This is a genomic window from Paenibacillus tuaregi (assembly GCF_900086655.1).
GTDB lineage: Bacteria > Bacillota > Bacilli > Paenibacillales > Paenibacillaceae > Fontibacillus > Fontibacillus tuaregi.
Genome location: NZ_LT575476.1, coordinates 2,958,355 through 2,979,602, shown reverse-complemented (window position 1 = coordinate 2,979,602; position 21,248 = coordinate 2,958,355). Strand labels below are relative to the sequence as shown.

Sequence of the window (21,248 nt, the reverse complement as noted above, 5' to 3'; positions counted from 1 at the left end):
AGGAATTGCAATAATACGCCGCTGTGGAGGTTCAAGACTTTATGAATATACGTAAAACACTATACGGCCTATTAGCCGGAGTTAGTATTTTGTTCATCTTATATGCCTTGATAACTAATTATATTGTTGATCCTGGTGCCACGGACTTTTTAAGCCATAAAACAGGACTTAAGCGCGCACTTCATCTCCCGGTCTGGTTAAACGTTATGTATGTGCATGTTGCGTTTGCCTGTATAGCCATGGCGTCGGGACTGCTGAATTTTTCGAATCGGTTCTTTGCGGCAAGCCGCAAGCTGCATCGCGTCAACGGCTACATATACTTCGTGTCCGTGCTTGTTGTAGTTGTGACATCCGGTTATATGGCACCCTACGCCACGGGTGGAAAAATAAGCAGCATGGGGTTCAACGTGCTGAATATCATTTGGCCGGTAATGACTATTGTGGCTCTTGTACAAATCAAGAAAAAGCAAATCAACCGGCACCGGAATTGGATGATCCGAAGTTACGCTTTCTGTTTTACGAATATGCTGATTCATCTGATCACCTTTCTATTCCACCAGGGCTTCGGCCTCGTCTATGCGACAAGCTATATCATTGGTGTGTACAGCTCCATTGTACTGCTGTTATTCATACCTAATGTGATTATCCGAGCTATAGGCATGCGCTCATAACCGAATGGTACTCATCCATTTAAGCTGAATTTTCCCTTTCAACTTTTTCTTATCACTTTACAATACAAGTAGAAGAGAAGAAGGGGATGCATATCATGTTGATGGAAAGTCCTAGCATTATTTTAGTTACAGGAATTATGGCTAGTGGAAAATCTACAGTAGCCCAGCTGCTCTCCGAACGATTTGAGAAATCGGTGCATTTGCGGGGGGATATCTTTCGGAGAATGATTGTGAACAACCGTAAAGAAGTGAACCCGGATGCAGGGAATGAAGAGCTCGACCAGCTCCGGCTGCGATATCGGCTAGCTGCACATTGTGCGGAGGAGTATGCCCGAGCAGGCTTTACTGTTGTAGTCCAGGATGTCGTTGTCGGAACTGTGCTGAATGATTTCTTATCTTATATCAGAAGCCGCCCTGTATATGTTGTGGTGCTTTGCCCAGATACGACGGCGGTCGCCTTAAGAGAAGCCGCCCGTTCAAAGAAGGGATATGGGTTGTGGAGCGTTGAACAGCTAGATCGTGTGTTACGGGATGAGACACCCAAGGTCGGTCTATGGCTGGACTCATCGGAATTGACCCCAGAGCAAACGGTTGATGAAATTATTATAAGGTTACAGACTGAGGCATTAATCCAAGACTAGCGCCAACTGCTAATTCTTGATATACTTTTCCCATGTTATGGATAGGAGGTATTATTTATGGCAACGATGAATTGCTCATTTGCTAGGAAGGCCTCATGCAAAGCCTGATCAGGGGCGATACTTTGCGTGAGGTGCGATAGGCTAGATTCGATCGCCCAAACTTTACATTATCGTTTCTAATAACAGGCTTTGCACCTTATATTCATTTAAGAAAAATAAGGGGCTGAAAGCTATGAAAACACCATTTATTAGAAACCATCAATTTAATACGATTAAGAACCAAGCGGAATTTCTTCAGAAAACACTGCGAAGCGTTGCGGACCAGCGCGTCTTGGAAACTGTAAGGTTTACCGCTGCTGCGAACATTGTTGAAGCTTTCACGGATCTAACAGTGGATCAGCAGCAGATGCTGGAACGAATATCCACCTTCGAGACGGCATACGATTTCCAGAGTTATCTTAACGCGCTAGAACCTTATTTGGAGCCATTTCCGCCGATTACGCTGAAGCAGATTCAGAAGTTATTCCCTAAACATAAAAAGCTGAAGGTGCCTGACTTGCAAGCCATCGACTTCCGCTATCTTACGTATTTGAGCTGGGTCGATATTGCGGCAAACAAGCTGTTCATTGTTTATCCAATGGATGGGAAGTTCGTCGGGATAGAGGGAAGAATCACACCAACCCACAAAAAAGGGTACTGCCTGTTCTGCAATCGGCACCATGAGCTTGCATTCTTCACAGTCAGAACCAGACCTGCTATTGCTTCGCCGGACAATATTGCTGCCATTGGCCATTATGTATGTATGGATAACCAAGAATGCAATCAGTCCATTACGGATACCGGTGCACTCGAGAAGTTTATTTACACGGTTCGCAAATAACTAACCAAACAGCCTTCGTCCGGTCTGTCGGACGGAGGCTGTTTTTTTGTGGGCAGAATGCCTAGAAAAAGCTTGAGTCTTTTTTAGCGTGCTGGATAGGGTCATTATTCCGTGAGACTGTCATTTTTGATAGTGATGAAATGTAATTGCTTTCGCGTGATGTTCTGTCAATTTCTGCTTTGTGACGATTTATAACTAGGTGACATGACGGAAGCTGGGTGACAATGATGACAAGGCGAATGACTCATGACACATGGATCATTAGTGTGTGCATGAGGATGAATGTCGCTTAAATCTATCGTTGAGGTGAACATGATGAACAAAACGTTGCACATTGGAGTGGCCGCTATGGTCAGCGCTTCTCTACTAATTGGAGGATTTACACAGGAAGGGGGCGTCCAGTCGGTGGGAGCTAGCAGCTCATCTAAATCGGTCCAGCAGAACCTTATCCAATCTATTGCTTCACAGGCGAGGCCATTTAAAACCACCGACCCTACAAAGTCACTTGATGATCTAAAGCCGCTTAAGAATATGATCGGCAGCGCCCGATATGTTGGACTAGGGGAAAGTACACATGGAAGCTCAGAGATTTTCAACATGAAATTTCGGCTTGTGAAATATTTGGTTACAGAAATGGGCTTTACGAATTTTGGACTGGAAGAGGATTGGGGAGTTGGCTTAAAGGTTAATGAATACATCCAAACCGGAAAAGGAGATCCTAGGAAACTGTTGAGACTTCTATATCCGACAGATGAACATGTAGCTATGTTAAAGTGGATGAAAGATTATAATGCCAATCCTGCAAACAAGAAGAAGATTCAGTTTGTCGGGCTTGATCTAAAAGCGTTGGATGAAACAGTTTTTAATAAAGTGATTAACTATGTTAAGCAGCATCATCCTGAAGTGCTGGATGAAGTGAAGAATAACTATACAGAGCTGGCCAAGGCAAGCGGGAACTTGCAGGGTTATGTGAAGCTTACACCTGAGGAGAGAAAGAGTTTTAACGAACAAGCGAGGAAGGTGGTGCAGCTGCTTGATAAGGTGACCAAGCAGGGAAGTGCAGAGAGCAATACATCCGAGCTTGTCTGGGTGAAAGCAACAGCAAGAGTGATTGAGAACTTTACATCCATGACGATTCCAAGTGATTACACGGGCCTCATCAAGCTTCACGAGCAGTACCTGGCTGATAATGTCATATGGGCTCAGACGGCCTTAGGCGGGAAGACGATCTTCTCGGGTCATAATACCCACGTTGCCAAAGGGATTGTGGATAAGAAGTTATATCCTTACGTAGCGGGTAAGATGCTGAAAGAGCGCTTAGGTGATCAATATGTCATCATGGGAAGCACGACTTCAGAGGGCAAGTTCACATTATATCGTGAGTACGACCCAAATACCGGAAATGGAAAGCTGTCAACCTATGAAATACCGAAGAATGTGAACAGCTTCAATTATACACTTGGAAAAGTGTCGCATGATAAATATTTACTCGATTTGCGGCATCTTCATGGAAAGGCCAAATCATGGGTTCAAGAGAAGCGGAAGATCCTGAGTGCAGGAGCGCAAGTTTTTTCGAAGGATGACCTCTATTATGATGCGTCCTTGAAAGAGCAGTTCGATATTATTTTTCACATTCGTAAAACGAGTCCTTCCCATATTAAATAAAGCGTACTTGTTGAGTGCTAAATCTTGAGTTCAAATAGGAGGCCGTCCCAAAGGACGGCCCTTGATTTGGTTTAGGGGGGCGATTTATGTCGAAAGGCTCCGGGAACGAACGCCAGTCCCCATCACTGCTATGAACGAGACCTGTCAAGCAGCTGCTGTAACTCCCTCGATTTTCCCCTTCCCCTTTCACTGTTGTTTTTTTACTTTCAAGGGGATGAAATCCAAAACCAAAGGCGAGCGCTAGCGCTTGGCCGCAGGTCGTTCGTCTATTAAGCAGCTTCAGTGAAATCACCCACCAATTTACCTGATCCTATGGACTGTAAATTGACCCGTTGAGGCATGTAAAGCATTGGCGGCCTCCGCAGGATCAAGTTGAGACCGGCGTTCCACCGCATAGCGGAATTCATAAAAGCCACCTAAAGTCGCTTTGAAGTTGGTCTCCCAATAGTTTGTCAGAAGCCACGCATAAGGGAGAGGACGGGAGCCTTCGGCTTGCGCTCCATGAAGCTTGCGCGGTCCGTGTTCCAGTGAGCCTAGCTGCACCAGCGGGGTGTCGGTCATCGACACCAGGAGCGCTTCCCGGTCTGAAGGCGAGTGCCAGAATACCCCTTCTTGAGCACAGGTGTAATCTAGGCAGCTGCCTGGAATCTGGTCTTTCCATGGCCGGAGGAAGCAGCCTGCCTTTTCCACATAGAGCTCGGCTTGCGGTCCCATGGAGAAAGGTAGAGCAACATACAGGTTCTCGGGAAGCCAGACGCTATCCTTATGGAGCCGGATAGATACTTCAACGCGGGGCTGATTTGCGAACATTTTGAGATGAATCGCATAATAGCTCAGGCCCTTCACTTCGAAAGTCAGCTCCAAGAGTGCATATAGTGAACCGTTATCCAGCACCTTAGCCCGGACCAAGCGCCCGGTGTCCCGCTCTACATGACTGCCTTTCCGGTTGCGGCCCATCCGTGACCGGACGGCACACATCTCAGGCGGGGTATGTTCGCCTTGAACCGAAGTTACCTCATATACTGGTGTAAATGGGGCGTGCTTATGCCCAGCATCCATCAGGTCACAAGAACGGGTCTTATCCGTCCAGGAGGTAATTCCCTTGTTCAAGGCCCATTCGATCCGGAAAAAATCAGATTCAATCGAGGTGTCCCCAATCACAACTGGATAGGACGCCTCGGGTAAGGCCCAAATGTCGCTGATTCCTTCGCAAGCGATCGGCTCATTGTTGCGGGCTGTCACGATTGGAGAAGGTTCATCCGCTCGTTGAAGCGGACGAATGTGCAAAATGCGTGATTCATCTGGCTCCAGTGTGAGCTCTGTGATAAGGTGCCGTCCCGGTGACAGTTGGTAAGGTATGGATGCTCCCGTCGATTCATCGATAAGCTCGAACGGCTTCTGCACAATCGTTGTTTCCCAGCCATCCAATGGAATTGCGACTTGAAGTGAAGCTTGCGCCGGTTCGGTGTTAATCACCTCGTAACGGAGGGGACGACCGGGGGCCAGCAGGGCTCCATTACGGGCGGCGAGAGCTTTGTCCAATGCCCGGTAAGCTCGTGTGCTGGCCTCTGCGGCATAAGCTTGCTTGCGTACCTCCAGCATCTGCACTTGAGGGTGCCAAGGCTCATATACAGACGAGTGGAAGCCCCAAGTATGCTCGGCATACATGGTTAATGCCTGGGCCGCTTTATCTAAATCTTCAGGGGCTACCACCTCATCACCCGGGTTCAGCCGTTTCACTTTCCGCAGGGTCCGTTGCGCGTCACGGTACACTTGGGTATGCATCGCTGTCGAGGCAACCCCATCGGTCCACCAGTCCGGCCAGTCGCCTTGGTGAACCGGCAGGGAGGACAAGTCCTCCTGTTTCAATGCAGAGAAAAATTCGGAGAGAGTGGCCATCTTAATCGTGATCCGGTCTCCGTGCTGCTCATTCCACTCGGCGATCCATTCGGCGATCTCCCCATTCGGGGAGGCGTTGTCGGTTCCTAGGCCCGAGATCATAACTGGAACGAAGGAATAAGGATAAGTCTCCTGTTCCAGATTCCATAAGTAGCGGTTAATCCGCAGGGCAGCAATTTCATTGTGACGGTGCTCTGGCTCCACCAAGTTATGCTGGAACTCATCCTTGATAATGTATTTGCCTAGTGCGCCCGGACAGAAGGCAAGCTCATTGCCGAACATGTAATGCTCCCCATTCCAGACCAGAAGCCGTCCGCCGTCTGGAGCTTCCCACCAGAATGGGGTTTGTTTACGTCCAAGCGGGTACATGCCGTGATGGGTGTGTATGCAGGAGAACAGATGCTCAATGTCATTCTGCAGAAGGCTGGAAGCATATCCCCAGCTGTAACCGTTGATGTCGGCCGTCATGGCGCTATCAATCCGGTGGCCGAACGATGAAGCATACTGCTGTGCCTTGCTGTGATTCCGAAGGAGAAGATCGAAGTCCGGGAGCTCCGTCATATTCAGATACGTTCCTGACAGCTCGATCTGTCCCCGGGTTACAGCCTGCTGGAAAGCTTCTTGTTCGTCAGGAGAAGCTTCCTTCAGGAACTGCTCTACAGCCCAGAATGTCTCACATGTCCAGCGGAAGGATTTCCATTCCGGATGTTCCTGTGTATGTGCAGTATTGCAGATCTTGAGTGCCTGGCGTATAAAGTCCACATGATACTGCTCGATTCGCTCCTGTCGTTCCGTGTAACCGATATCTGTATGTGAATGATGAATAACATAGATCGTCCAGGGACGGGAAGGTGCATGTGGTTGCTTGGTAATTGTACTCATAAATGTATAACCTCCAATTAGATTGGGTGAATTTAAAAGTTGTTCTGCGGGTCCGTCTGGATCGTTCCGAACAGCATATGAATCCCGCGAAATACATCCGACATTGCATCCGGCAGCGCAAGTGTGGGAGCGTAGGATGAACCAAGTGCTTGACGAAAGCTTGCTTCCCATAGAGGGAAGCTGGCCGAGATTTGGCCTCCAAGCACAATATGATCCGGCTTGAAGGCTGCTGCGTAGGGAAGCAGCATGTCTCCCAGTTTGGTCCCGTAAATATGAAATAAGCGCAAAGCTTCTTCGCTGCCTTGCTCTGCTGCTGCCGCCAGATCAGCTACATCGGCGTCCTCTATAGCGATTCCTTCGCTTGCGGCCATACGCAGAATGCCTCTTCTTCCGAACTGGTTGTCTACGATATCATCTCCGTAGGGCTCGTTGTAGAGCATTCCACTCTTCGGCAGCCCTTCCATGCTCGTAATCATTTGCTTGTCAGCTATGAAGACCGAACCCACTCCCGTACCCAAGGTAAGGCATATTAGTCTTTGAGAAGGAAAACGGAGAGAAGTGCCCAATCCAAACATGGCAGCATCATTGCCAAACTTTATCCCGGCAAAAGCCAGGCAATCAGCCACGATGCCGGGGGAAGAGATCTGAAGCCGCCTAAATTGCGCTTGGAGCAGGTCATGGACGGACAAGCGGTATAAGTTGTCGTACTTACCTACTCCCTGCAGATGTGCTGTGCCCGAGTTGTAATCGAAGGGTCCGGGAAAAGCAAACCCGATCTGAACCCGGTCTTCCGGGCACAGCGGACGGGAAGCGGTAATAAAATAATCCAGCAGCTCCACGCATACAGCGGCAATCCCCTTAATCACAATATCCGCCGACGCCTGGGAATTCGAGGGCCGGCAGATGAATGAGCCGGGCACGACTTGGCCGTTCATCAGTATTGCTCCTTTTAGGAACGTGCCTCCGGCGTCGAGGGCCAGCGTAAGCTCAGCAGGGAAGCCATGGAGACCGGCCTCCTTGGCGCCATCTCTATAGGAATCCATGGCCGGCCTCCACATCAGCTGCCTGAGGTGTAGGGAGCAATGGATGTTCCCAATCCGGATTAACACGGGCAGCAATCAGGGTGCAGGGAGTGCCAGACAAATTCTCAAGGCGATACGGGCCTACACTTGCCGGGATAATGAAAGACTCGGCATAACCCCACTCGAAGACACGCCCTTGACCATCGAGAGGGATAAGCCGGACACGTACACCCTCCACAAGATTTAGCATGACGAATTCCCCGTTCGTTTCGGATGTCCATGGGCCATACAGGGTTAGTCTATGAACCTGGAAGAGAAGATCCTCCCGGTGACCTAATAGCTCTTCAGTGCTCTCACCTTGGCGGCTTATGAGCATTGGCCGTGCAATGAGTCCTTGGGCTGCAGCGCTCGTGTCCATTGCATCGTTAATGTTATGTCTGGCGTGTTCGGGGTTCATGGGTCTTGGACGGCCATCCTTATCCAGCCGCAAATAGTCATAGATTTTGAACGTAAACCACCAGGTGGTTGAGGAAATTTCCAGAACCAGATTGTCCTTTCCTGAGCAGTGGACGGTACCCGGAGGGATCAGATACAGATCACCGACGGAAGAGTCATACTCATTAACATAGGAAGACACTTCAAGTGGATCTTGATGACGGTGGGCATTCTCCACGGCTTCGAGGAGATCCTTGCCGGTAACCCCATCTTTTAAACCAAGATACACCTTGGCACCGGGTGCACTCTTCATGATGTAATAGGACTCTTGCTGGGTCATGTGCTCGTTGAAGTGGGTTTCCACATAATCCTGTCTTGGATGGACCTGCAGGGACAGTCTGCCACCTTGCATGGTATCCAGATAATCAAACCGGATCGGGAAGTAACTGCCGAACAGCTCTACGTTCCGCACTCCCAAGATATCCTTTGGAGAAGCTTCCATGAGCAGTGTAAAGGGAACCTCCAGTATGGTGTCCTGGATGCCGAGCAGAAGCGTGTTCTCAGGTGCGATGGGTTCAAAGCTCCACGCACAGTTCGGCCATTCCTCCGGGAGGCCGCACAGCTCTTTCAGATACTGTCCGCCCCAGATGCCAGGGGCAAAGAAAGGCTTAACTCGAAAAGGCTGTTGGCCAGTCTGACGGAGCAGTTCCTTTAAGGATGAGGGGCGCAGCCATTTCGGCTCCTCCGAACAGTTCAAGTCCATATAATAAGCTTCCACATCCGGTCGGCCGGCATAGTAATCTAACCAGCTGCGTCGGTAAGTCTCCCAGACAGGCCATTCGAGGAACAAGCAGTTCTTATAGGTTTCCACCGGATCCTCAGAACGGCCAAAACCGAAGCTGCCCATCCCCTGGGCATGACACTGCTGCTGATTCTCGCGGGAGAAGTCGGCAAAGAATCGCAGATCAGGTTCCCTGCCTGCCAACATGGAAGCGCCGGGTCCGTATAATACGTAAATTCCCTTCCCGTTGTCGAACCCGGATACCCTACTATTCAAGGCTTCCCGGGTACCGCTTTGAAAGTATTGGCCTGGCAGAACATCGGTCGCTTTGTATCCGAATGCCCGGCTATCGGTTAGATAACGGGCCATTTCAGCACGCAGGTCTTGTTTAGGCTTCAGATAATTAGAGGTAGGGTCAGAGGTAAAAGAAATGCCTTTCTCCCCGCAGATCTGCCGAAGCCTGTTCAGCAGTGAATCGAAATTCGCACCGTGGGTTCCATCAAGTGTAACGAAGATCCCATGGTCCTGTGCATTCGCTGTATAGCTCGAGATCACAAGTGAACACCAGGTGCTGATTCCATTCTGGATCATTTTTTGCTCAGTCGGGACACTCAGAACGTTAACCGGGTGTGTCTGGAAGGTGGTTAAAGATGTCATGAAACAGTAAATCCTCCCTTACTGGTTGTTGGATAACAACTTCATTGTAGAAGGTAAGGGAGGATTCGTATTTATAAAAAGAGGTAGTGTTTTTGTACAATCAGGACATGAGGGGATTAGGACATGTTTAGGACATGCTGGAATCGGAGCGTCCTTCGTTAAATTGGGAGCGCCGGAACCTGGCCGGGGATACGCCAAGTTTGGTTGTAAAAACGCGGGTGAAGTAGTGTACGGATTCAAACCCGCTTAGTACAGCCACTTCTTTGATTTGCATACTTGTATTCAGAAGCAAATGTTTGGCCTTTTGCACACGCAGTTCTTGCACATAATGTACGAACGATTGATGGCCGTACTTACGGAAGAGCCGTGTCAAATGGCGTGTTGTGATATGTAGATGCCCTGAAATCCGCTCCAGCGACAGGGGTTCATTCAGATTGTCCTTAATAAACAACTCTGCTTGACGAAACATAAAATGACCTTCATCGTAAGTTTCGGCAACGAAATGGTCTGCATTCAAAGCAGGACCATGCGCGGTGAGAATAGACAAAATAAGTGACAAGGCCATGCTATTCAGAACTAGATTAGGGTACTGAATTCCAGGCGAATTGGAATGAAAGAGAGAGATCAGAGACACCCAGAGGAGGCCTGGTGTGGGATTCAACTCTTCCTGCAATACAGGGCTGCCAAGTTTGGCGAGCTGCTGAAACGCAAGGACATAATAATCAGAACTTGAGATCTCATCGGGCTCAAATGCAACATAGCAAAGGGATAGGCCTTCCGCGCTCTTGATCTGGTGCTGGATACCGGGTCTGGAGAGAAACAGGGTGCCAGACTGAAGGGGGAATTCGACACCCTCTTCCAGGTAGTAGCCGTTCCCAGTTAATACATAACACGCCTCAAAGAAAGAATGTTTATGCTCCATATTGTCAAAATGGCGGGGCATAAATCCCCAATAGTGGATTTGTATGCCCAGCTCGGGATTCTCCACGCGGATTACGCTGCGGTTCAAGACCGAGTTGGCCCGTTTAAAGGATGAGACGTAGGCAAGCTTGTTGTTCGGCATAGAAAAGGTTCCTCCTCAGGATGTATACAGGAAACGAGCTGTTCATTTTGAAGGACATGATTGAAATATGAAATATAACAGGCATCGATGCTGCCTATTTGTTGATCATAGTCCAATCATGCCAAGGGATCAATTAAAAATCAAACAGCACACGCCGAAGGGGAGCGGCGCGCGCTGTTTGAATCACTCTGTTATTGACTCCAATTCGTTAGAAAAGTTAGGAACCAATCGAACCAGCTTATCTGGCGTTCCGTCACCATTCTTGTCGCCATTGTTGCTGGTCACGAAGTAAAGCGAACCGTCCGGTGCTTCAACGATATCACGAATCCGGCCGTATTTATTCACGAATAAGTAACTGAGATCGTTGCTGCTAATTGTCGGTTTGCCGTTCTTCTCTCCAATAGCCATGCGAATGATCTGTTTGCCTTTTAAATTAGTAACCAGAAGATCTCCTGCCCACGGCCCTTTAGTCACAAAGGTAATGCCTGAAGGCGCCCAAGTTGTGCCGCTTGCATAAATGAGTGGAGGCGTGATGCCTGGCTGATTCTGGTTTCCGCCCTCATATTTAGGCCAACCATAATTGTTGCCCGGCTCGATGAAGTTAATCTCGTCCTTGGAAGCCTCACCATGCTCTGATTCAAAGAGACGGTTCGTCCCAGGCTGCCATGCTAATCCTTGCGGGTTCCGGTGTCCACGGCTGTAGATCGGGGAGGAGGAACCGAACGGGTTGTCGCTTGGAATGGTGCCATCTAGGTTCAAGCGGAATATTTTCCCCCCGAGATAAGACAAAGTGTCATCTTTGTTTCCGTAGTTTCCGTCAGCAAAATACAGCTTCTTGTCTGGACCAATTTTCAGACGGCCGCCATTGTGATAGACCGCACCCGGAAGATTAGTCAGAAGAACCTTGTCTATGGTTGCTTTATTGTTATTTTCAATCAGACGGACAACCCGGTTAGCTACTTTATTGTCAGATGTTTTGTAGGAATGATAGATGTAGATATAATGATTGGTGGCGAAATTAGGATCAATTGCAAGTCCTAGCAGTCCGCCCTCGCTCTTAGGCATATAATAGAAAGGATCGCCCAAAGTGATGACCGGTGTTGATTTCAACTTCCCATTCTCAACGACACGGACTCGTCCGCTGTTGCGTTCAGTGAAGAAAATACGTCCATCTGGTGCGAAATCGATAGCCCATGGCGTTTCCAGGTTGTTAGCGACAACCTCTGGGGTATAAGGATCGGAAGAGGTGGGGTTCGTTTTAACTGACAAGGCTTTGCTTGCCCCGGACACATTTCCTGCCAAGTCCCTGGCTTTCACGGTGAAACTGTAAGTGGTATTCGCCTTAAGTCCTGTTACATTGAAGGATGTGGCGGGTGTAGTGCCAGCCAAAGTATCGTTTCTATAAATGTCGTACTCATAGACACCAACGTTATCCGTGGATGCCGTCCAGCTCAGATTAATGGAGGAGGACGTTTTGCTTGGACTTGTTAATCCTGTAGGGGCAGTGGGAGCCTGTGTATCCGTTTGATTTGTCGTTTTCACGGTTAGAGGGCTGCTGGAATTCGAGATATTGCCCGCTGTATCTCTGGCCTTTACCGTGAAATTGTATGTGGTATCCGGCTTTAGACCGGTAAACGTGTAGGTCGTAGCTTTTACATTTGCCTTCACCAACTCGTTGTCTTTGTAGACGTCGTAGTCTTTTACGCCAACATCATCCAGAGAAGCGGTCCAGGATATGCTGACTGAGGTATCTGTTACACTGGTTGCTTGCAGGTTAGTCGGTTCGGTAGGCGGGAACACGTCTCCTGAAGCATTGACTTTCACCTTGTCAAAGGTGGCCGTGCTTAACTTAGATTCATTATGGCTGGATACAGCCAATCCCACATAGAGCGAGGAATTCATGTTAAGCGTCAAATTGCCCAAATCTCCCCAGTTCAAACCGTTGTTGGATACATAACCTTTGATGACGTTGCCTTTGCGTTCCAGCTTGATCCATGCTGGGCTCGTCGAAGCAATTTTCTCACTTTGCATCGTTCCGCCCGTCTCAGTGCGGTATTGGAATGTGAATCCGTTGGAAGGGGTTAACAGCAAATCGACATGTTTGGAATCCGCCTTCAGCGTTTCTCTAATCATGATGCCTGCCTTCGCGAAATCGTGAGAATTCGTCTGAGAAGAGACTAGGGCTACAATAGAACCGTCGCCCGTCCAAGGCTGATACACATAATTGAACTGGTCTGATTTGCCCCAGATGTCCTTGCCTGCTCCGCTTACCGTGAATTGATCGGCCGCTGGATCGTAGGAAGCGCTGCCTGTTACGGTAGGGGACCCGATATTTTGCTGTTTCCAAGGGCTCGGGATGGCTGCTGTTACCACGGCTTCTTCAGCTTCAGTCTGGATTTCAGTCTCTGTCTGGACTTCAGTTTCGGCAAAGCCTAATGCAGGAAATAAAGTGAGCAGCATACAGATGCAGAGACTTAAAGCCATTATTTTGCGTCTTGTAATCATCGCTACACTTCCTTTCAAGTTTTTTGGAACGACAAAAGGGTGGAGCTTTGGCAATGAACAAAATTTCCTCCTTTCCGAAAGTGAAAGTTAAACCGCTTATACTTTCGAACTCTACTTTACCATATATGAATAAAAAGGCTGTCGAAAGCTGAGGGATGAAATTAATTTTTTGAGGAGTTTTATTCATAAGTGAAGTTTGGAAGTTTTACGGGATGAATGTAATGAGATAGACTGGAATCAACAAATTTTGAAGGGGAGTGATCCTATGATTGACCACCCATCAGCAGTGGAGGTAGAGAGCGAAGAGAAGAATGTGCGCCGTCACTGGCTTGATTTCATGATCATCCCTTCAAAATTCGAAATTCCTCCGATTCCCGTAAACTATGTCAAACGGCAGCGGCTGCATAAGAAGCTGAGGGGGGCGCTGAGACGAAGGCTTACTCTCATTGAGGGACCACCCGGGTCGGGGAAAACAACACTTGTCAGTGGATGGAAGGAAGAGGCACCGGCTGCACTCGCTTATATCACCCTTGAGGAGGCAGACAATCATCTGCTCAGGTTCTGGCTTCAGGTCATTGCTGCCATGGATCAGGCTGTGCCCGGAACTGACGAGGGCCTGACGATCCGGTTCATCGAGCATTTCGTGCAGCAGCCTTCCCGGGCTTTGGCAGAGCTAAACGCCACGTGCGCCCAGCTGTCAGAGCCATTGATCCTCGTGATTGACGGATATCATACGATTGAAATCGCGGAAATCCATCTTATGCTGACAGATTGGCTTTATAGCTTGCCCGAGCAGCTTCATATTATATTAATTACCCATTCGGAGGTTCCTCTCAAGCTGCCCAAACATCTGGTTTACAATATAGGCTGGCCGGAACTGGCTTTTTCAGTGGGAGAAATAAAAAGGCTTTACCAAAAGCTGAATTGGCCGGCTGTTACCAGGGAGCAGGCACTCCAACTGCAGAAAGAGACGGAGGGCTGGGCACTTGGTCTGCATATGTTAAGTACGATTCCAAACTCCGGGAAGCAAGAAGGGGAAACTTCTCAAGCGAGCCTGGAAAATAGTATTTTAGATAGGCAAATTACGGTGTGCGGGCGTATGATGGACCAGTTAATGTCCAGGTTAACGCCGGAGACCATTTCTTTTCTTATGCGAACGGTCGTGCCGGAACGCTTTAATGAATCGCTAATCAGGGATTTAACCGAAAGCCCGGAACCGGAGCAACTGCTGGCCGATTTGGAGAACGAAAAATTGTTATTCCAACGAATTCGCGAGGGTTCAGACGTATGGTACAGATATCATCCGCTGATTGCTCAGAAGCTTCGTAATCTTCTGCAGGAGCAGGATATACAGCTGTGGTGTTCCCTTCAACGGACAACGGGAACTTGGCTGGAGAATAACGGATTTCCCATGGAAGCCATGGAGCACTATATGCGGGGAGGCCACTATGATGAGGCGGGACGGCTGCTTGAAGTCCTGTTCAATCAGTTTATTCTTTGCGAAGCCTGGACACTCCGGCGATTCTTTGCCAAAATTCCCGAAGAAACGATGCAAAAACGGCCGAAGCTGTATCTGTCGTCGCTCTTTTTTACCGTAGGTGAGCAAGGTCCACAGCGGACACTTGAGCAGCTGGATTCGGTCGAGTGGAAAATTGCTGCCGGTCAAGGGGAGCTGAGTGAGGCACAGCGGGCTTACGCTATGCGGGTGATCAAGGTGATGCGGGCCTATGTGTGTATTTTCAAACAGGATTTGCACGGGCTTGTGTTCCACTTAAATGATTATTTGGATCAGGGCTATTCACCTCAAGATGAAATATTCTCTTATATTGATTATCAGCAACGCCATTATTCCCGGTTAAGAAGTTTCCCAGGGATAACGGGCCGCCTGCTTTCGGCGGAGCACTGTTTTGAGCCAATTATGCGGCGCTGGTCAAATATCCGTTCCTATAACACAGGTTATTATGCAATTGGTTATGGGGAACTAATGTATGAGCACAATCGGATGAGAGAAGCGGAGGAAGCGGCCGCTCTAGCCCGTTCAATTGGGGAAGAAATGGGAGCGGATGCATTAATTGTTCCCGCCGCGATTCTGCAGAGCCGAATTGCATTCAGCAGAAAGCAGCTGCAGTCTGCACTGCAGATCCTCAGTGAAGTCCGTGCAGGTCTGAGTGACAAGGCCGCTCGGGAGTGGTCTCTTGTATTGGATGCTTGTGAAACGAAGCTGCAACTGCAATCGCCCGCAGGAGATCCGGTAGCGGGATTAAGATATCTTAGCTCTTATTCCAGCACGCTTATGGAAGACAGCACTTCTAATGAGCTGCTGGTATCGCTAGTTCTCGCACGGGCGCTGATCTTTAACTCACAGGATATGGAGTCCCGGCCTTTGTTGAAACGTATTCTAAAAATTGCTTCCGAGCAAGGCTTAATCATGGAACAGCTGGAAGCCTATGTGCTCCTGGCATTGCTCTACAGTAAACTGGGCAAAGACAGTTTGGCTGCCAGAACCTTCGGTAAGGCTGTTCAACTTTCGGCACGAGAGGGTCATCTTCGCACTTATCTCGATGAGGGAGCCGCGCTTCGTAAAGTAGCGGAACATTACCGTCAGTCTAGGCAAGCTTACAAAATGGAGGAAAGACAGGTATCGGTCCGATATATTGACCAAATTTTGTTCGCTTTTGAGGCTCAAGATGCGCCAACCGATAAGAAGACGGTTGCGGACCGCAATCCGCTCAGTGACATGGAGCGGCGAGTACTGCTCGGTGTTTCGAAAAGATGGACCAGCAAGGAAATCGCCGGTTGGCTGGGGGTAAGCACCGGGACTGTGCATACTTATATTCAACGAATTTTCTCCAAGCTGGAAGTGAATAAACGCAAAGAGGCGGTTTTAAAGGCATACCAGTCAGGATGGCTCGATACGGAATGATGGGTATGTTGTGGTGTGAAATACTCCCAAAATTATAGACAAACCTTAAGTTGGATCAGGATTTATTAAGGATTTGTCTATAATTTTAGGGGGTTTTTTTGGTATATGAAAACAATTAACTTAAATATGAACTAAGAAAGGGAGGGAGAGAAGATCGATATTTAAAAGGATGGATAGTTTGAAAGACCTAATTACTAGATTAAGTTTATTGTTGTTCAGCGTACTGGCTTTCTTAAGCCTTAACCTGGGGCCTGGAGGCAGAGTGATGGCCTTTTCCGACACGGAAAAGCATTGGGCCCGGCAAGAAATTACAGCTTGGGCCGGAAAGGGCTGGATTGAAGGGTACCCCAATCAGACTTTCCGGCCTGACAAGGGAATTACACGGGCTGAAGCTGCGGTACTGATTAACCGGGCGCTGAACATTCCGAATGGTCAAGTTCCGCCATCTGTGGTTTATCACGACATGGTGCAAAACCGCTGGGATTGGGGTCCGCTTACAGCAGCGGTTGCTTCAGGATACATGCGTGGTTATGACGATGGCACAATGCGGGCTGACCAGCCGGTAAGCCGGCAGGAAATTGCTGTGATGCTGACGAGATTTGTACAGATCCAGAGCACGAAGGAGGCGAAGGCAGCTTCTTTCGTGGACCCTCTGCCTAACTGGAGCAGAGAAGCTGTTGAGAATGCAGTGCGTGCAGGCTGGATGCATGGTTATCCTGACGGGACCTTTAAGGCTGATCATCCGCTTACGCGGGCAGAGGCCCTGGTCATTCTTAGCCGGTTCAAGCTAGCGGAGGGAATGGACGGGGAGGTACGCTACACCAAAAATGGGATCTACGGTCCCGAGAAGGGCCGGCGAATCATTGATGGCAGCGTGATCGTGGATGGTGACGGAATCACCCTTCGGAACATAACGATTAACGGTGACCTAACGTTGTCTGAGCGAATCGGAGAAGGGGAGTCCTTGCTTCGCGGTGTTGTGGTTAAGGGCAAGGTTGCCGTACTCGGCGGAGGAGAAAACTCTATCCACCTTCAGGATACCGAGATTTCCAATCTGACCATTGGCAAAAAAGGCGGCGCCGTACGTGTGGTGGCGAAAGGGAGATCTGTTGTAGAGGAGGCTCAGCTCCGGTCTTCCGCTGTATTGGAAGAAGAGCAATTAACGGGCCCGGGCTTCAAGCAAGTACTCATGACTAGCGATATGACAAGTAACAGTCTGCTGCGGATTCGCGGACAACTCGATTCGCTGGCCGTTCAGTCTGCCGGCAGCCACATGAAGCTGGAGCGGGGAAGCATTAAGATTCTGGATGTACTAGGGGATTCCAAGGACTCGGTCATTAGCCTTGAAGCGGGATCACAAGTGGAGAAGGCAGGAATATCCGGCCCGGTGGCTTTCAACGGACAAGGAAAAATATCGTACGCCGAAATTCGCAATTCAGAGGTGCGTTTTGAACGCAGCCCGGACCGGGTAAGTTGTCTGGCCGGCATCAGCCATTCCCTGTGTGGTGTCCGTACAGAAAGTCCGGCTCCGCCAACCAATTCTTCCGGTGGCAGCAGCCCGGGAAATGAAACCAAGCCTGCTACAGTTACTGCTTTGGTCTACGAGCCGAAACAAATCGTGTTGACCAAGGCGGGTGAGCAGGTTCAGGTGAAGCTTGTGGCCAAGTGGAGTGATGGCAGGACATCGGACGTAACCACCTCTGCGAAATGGTCTACTGATGATCCTGGTGTTGCTGTAGTGAGTGGAACAGGTCTTGTTAAGGAGAGCGGCGAGGGACAGACTTTCATTCGCGCGCTTTATGAAGGAGCTGCTGCTCAAATTTCAGTAACCGTGGCTTACCAAACGTCTCCGCCGACCGTAACGGAACTGGTCTATGAGCCGAAGTCCATTTACCTAACCTCAATCGGCGGGCAAGCGCAGCTTCAGCTGTCGGCGAAATGGAGCAATGGGAAACTTGAGGCGATCACTAGTAAAGCGAAGTGGAGTTCGCTTGATCCGAAAATCGCAGCGGTGAATAGCGGTGGCTTGGTTGAAGCCGCAGGCGAAGGAACTACGCAGATTAAAGCGGCCTACGAAGGGTTAACCGCAACAATCCCAGTCCATGTGTCGTTAGCAGGCGTGGTTGAGAATGCGGCGATGGTAACCGCGTCGGTCAGCACATCTGCCCCGGTCGTGGGAAAATCCAACTCGTTTACGCTAACCGTTCAGAAATCGGATGGAACGGTGGATACCAGCTTTAACGGTACGAAGCGGATAGCCTTGAGTCTAAGCGGCGCGGTAAGTGTGTCTTCGCATGGCTACGGTTCTTTTAACATGGAGCCGTTGCTGCGTCCTGAGCTTGAAACCGATGTTGTTTTTATGGATGGGATTTCAACCTCTGAGCTTATCCTGTTCGTTGCCGGTGCACAGACGATGACTTTCACCGTAGAGGATGTGAAGGCTCCCAAGGCAAGTGTGGCTGTTACGCCGACCCCTGAAGAGGCAGTCCGAATCTTTGTGAAGCACCTGATCACGGATGGAACGGCCCGTTCAGGCAAGCTCTTCTTAAATCTGGTTGTTGATCTATTAGACCCGTATGATAACAGGGCTGCCACAACCAAGAGCGTGAGGGTCAAGGCTGAAAAACAAGGGGCGAGCGGGCCTGACATTGAAGGTGTGAACGAAGCAGCTTCTGTCGAAGGCCAGGCGGTGTTCCGAGAATTGTATGGCCGGGGAACAGGGACATTAAATCTGACAATCCAGGCTGATGGTTTGCCGGACGTAGAATCGAGTCCTATTACAATTCAAGCCCCATTCCAGGGAAGCGGCACCGCTGACGATCCCTACCAAGTTAGCTCGGCAGAATTGCTGAATGAGGTTCGTTATTATCCAGACGCAGCATTCAGGCAGACGAAAGATATTGATCTATCATCCTACTCCGAAGGGGAAGGGTGGGTCCCCATTGGAACGGGACGAATTGATAACGGACAGTTAACTTATGATTCTTTTCGGGGGACCTATGATGGGGGCGGATTTACCATTCGTCACTTAACGGGCAAAAATGAGCGTGGTTGGCTCGGATTGTTTGGCCACATCCAAGGATCCAAGTTGACTAATATTCATTTGAAGGATTTGCAGCTGGAAGGAACTTTTTACACCGGTGGTTTGGTTGGACAGGCTTGGTATAGCACCATATCAGACAGCAGCGTAGAAGGAACCATCAGCGGAACTTCGGTATTTGGGGGACTGGCCGGTTTCATTAACGAAAGCGTAATTGAGCGATCTTCAGCAAAGGTGGAGCTAAGTGCAACCCAGGCATCCTCGAGCGTGAAGTTGGCGATCGTCGGATATATCGGTGGACTTCTTGGAGGAATGGACTACGCTGCCGTTAAGGATTCTTTTGCAGAAGGATCTTTAATTACGGACGATGAGGATTATAATTCGGGGGTTGGCGGATTAGTCGGGTTTATTTGGGGACCGAGCAGGAATAACAAAGGTATGATTGACGGTTCCTATGCCAATTTCGATATCCAAATGAAACGGGGAACCCGGGTAGGCGGATTAGTGGGAATGAACGACAGTAATACACTATCCAATACGTACGCCAAGGGTAACATTGAAATTGAGGTACCGTCGTCTCTTATGAGTGGAGTAGGTGGGCTTGTTGGCACACAGGTAAACGGCTTAACCAAAAACTCTTACGCAGCCGTTGCGATATCGACAGACCTCAGTGAAGTTACCGGGGGCCTCACAGGTCTCTCCATGGATAATTCACAGTATGTTTCTTCCTACTATGACAGCCAAGTATCGAAGCAATCCGATACAGGGAAAGGCATCCCGCTCAGTACGAAAGAGATGTGGAACAAAACAAACTACGTAAATTGGGAATTTTATAAATCGTGGTACGTGAATGGAGATTGTGGCTATCCTTATTTGATCTGGCAGAAGAATGTTCCTGGCACAGCTTGCTTTCAAGTCAAGCTGCTGGAGGAAGGACCGAAAACTCAGGGAAAACTGTTTGAGCTGTTGATCACTGGAGCCAATGATGCATCCGGGACGCCATTAAACGGATTTCATATCGTTGAGGTTTTCCTAAGCACAAATCCCTCCAAGCCTATCATATCTACTCAAGTTGAGCGCTTTGAGAACGGAGTGCGCAAAGTGACCTTGTCCGTTCCCGAATCCGGAAAAGTCAATTTGATTGTTAAAATCCAAAATATTCAGGGATACCGTTCCCTGGATGTTGAGCTTGGGCCGCACCCTTTCGATGGTGGAAAGGGGACGAAGGAGGAGCCTTTCTTGATCAGTACGGCAGAGCAATTGGATTTGATTCGGGATTATGCACGTTCCTCTTTTAAATTGACCAAGGACATCAACTTGGATGTGGCCCCCTACAATACAGGTTCGGGTTGGCGGCCAATTGACCACAGCCAATATTTCCGGGGTGTGTTCGATGGGGATAACCATACGATCCGGGGGTTGACGATCAGTAATACGGACAACATTCCTACGGGCTTGTTCGGCAGGACACAAGGAGCAGATATCCGTAATTTACATTTAACTCAGGTGAACATCAGGACGGGTGCGCCGGACGCAGGGGGACTCGTAGGCAGCTTTTATTACGGTCAGATCGAAAACGTGTCTGTTCAAGGGTCAATTCGATCAACGGCTCATAATGTTGGCGGCCTGAGTGGATTAATGTATGGTAATGCCAAATCAGTAGCTATTGATATGGACTTAACTGGCTTGTATACCGTTGGAGGAGTATCCGGACTGCTGCAGGCTGGCAGAAGTATTGAAAGCGCATCTGTCAAAGGAAGTGTATATGCAATTTCAGTTGTTGCCGGAGGAATCGCTGGTAATACCGTGCCCGGCAGTGTCATCCTTAACAGCTATTCCACAGCCAAAGTTACAGCCTTAAAGCAAGTTGGAGGAATTGTGGGTGCTGCGTATGGAACGATTCAGAATTGCTATGCGGCTGGTGTGATCGAGGGCGGTTCTCTAACAGGAGGTATTTCCGGCAATTTGAACGGGGTTGTTACCGATTGCTACTACGATATCAAAGCAACAAGCAGCAGCACAGGTGGCGGAGAGCCGAGAACAACGGAAGAAATGCAGAAGCAGTCGACTTACGTAAACTGGGATTTTGCTCAGGTATGGAAGATCGATGAAGGAAGGGGTTATCCGACATTACAGGGACCACCTTCTTAAAGATCAGGTTAGATAAACTTAAGGGATTTGTTA

General features: G+C 49.1%; 11 protein-coding genes. 6 read left to right on the top strand and 5 right to left on the bottom strand.

The annotated features are described in order from the left end of the window. Window positions 1-41: 41 nt before the first annotated feature. From BN6628_RS13510 to BN6628_RS13495, 4 genes are all read left to right on the top strand, one after another. Window positions 42-671 (top strand): DUF2306 domain-containing protein, encoded by a 630-nt coding sequence (locus BN6628_RS13510; RefSeq protein WP_068618225.1) that lies wholly within the window; start codon window positions 42-44, stop codon window positions 669-671. Window positions 672-766: 95 nt separating this feature from the next. Then, complete coding sequence (locus BN6628_RS13505) at window positions 767-1,312, top strand: AAA family ATPase (protein ID WP_068622294.1); 546 nt, start codon at window positions 767-769, stop codon at window positions 1,310-1,312. Between the two features lie 232 nt (window positions 1,313-1,544). Then, on the top strand, window positions 1,545-2,192 hold the full coding sequence (locus tag BN6628_RS13500; protein WP_068618223.1) for a FusB/FusC family EF-G-binding protein: 648 nt from the start codon (window positions 1,545-1,547) through the stop codon (window positions 2,190-2,192). Between the two features lie 315 nt (window positions 2,193-2,507). Beyond that, the gene (locus BN6628_RS13495) at window positions 2,508-3,857 is read left to right on the top strand and encodes an erythromycin esterase family protein (RefSeq protein WP_089153616.1); all 1,350 of its coding nucleotides are present in this window, start codon (window positions 2,508-2,510) and stop codon (window positions 3,855-3,857) included. Window positions 3,858-4,157: 300 nt separating this feature from the next. On the opposite strand, the gene BN6628_RS13490 is transcribed toward BN6628_RS13495, so the two are convergent. The 5 genes from BN6628_RS13490 to BN6628_RS13470 form a co-directional block, all read right to left on the bottom strand. Next, window positions 4,158-6,638, bottom strand: a complete 2,481-nt coding sequence (locus tag BN6628_RS13490; protein WP_068618221.1) for a glycoside hydrolase family 38 N-terminal domain-containing protein — start codon at window positions 6,636-6,638, stop codon at window positions 4,158-4,160. 32 nt (window positions 6,639-6,670) lie between these two features. Next, window positions 6,671-7,681, bottom strand: coding sequence for an ROK family protein (locus tag BN6628_RS13485; RefSeq protein ID WP_068618219.1), 1,011 nt, complete (start codon window positions 7,679-7,681; stop codon window positions 6,671-6,673). Then, complete coding sequence (locus BN6628_RS13480) at window positions 7,668-9,533, bottom strand: class I mannose-6-phosphate isomerase (protein WP_068618216.1); 1,866 nt, start codon at window positions 9,531-9,533, stop codon at window positions 7,668-7,670. The genes BN6628_RS13485 and BN6628_RS13480 overlap by 14 nt, the downstream gene beginning before the upstream one ends. A gap of 127 nt (window positions 9,534-9,660) precedes the next feature. After that, complete coding sequence (locus BN6628_RS13475; protein WP_068618214.1) at window positions 9,661-10,596, bottom strand: AraC family transcriptional regulator; 936 nt, start codon at window positions 10,594-10,596, stop codon at window positions 9,661-9,663. Window positions 10,597-10,779: 183 nt separating this feature from the next. After that, window positions 10,780-13,101: a PQQ-dependent sugar dehydrogenase gene (locus tag BN6628_RS13470; protein WP_068618212.1), complete on the bottom strand. Its 2,322-nt coding sequence runs from the start codon at window positions 13,099-13,101 to the stop codon at window positions 10,780-10,782. 265 nt (window positions 13,102-13,366) lie between these two features. On the opposite strand from BN6628_RS13470, the gene BN6628_RS13465 reads away from it, so the two are divergent. Then, window positions 13,367-16,024: a winged helix-turn-helix domain-containing protein gene (locus BN6628_RS13465; RefSeq protein ID WP_068618210.1), complete on the top strand. Its 2,658-nt coding sequence runs from the start codon at window positions 13,367-13,369 to the stop codon at window positions 16,022-16,024. 265 nt (window positions 16,025-16,289) lie between these two features. Beyond that, entirely contained in the window at window positions 16,290-21,215 is a 4,926-nt protein-coding gene (locus tag BN6628_RS13460) for an S-layer homology domain-containing protein (protein WP_068618208.1), read from the top strand. Window positions 21,216-21,248 lie beyond the last annotated feature (33 nt).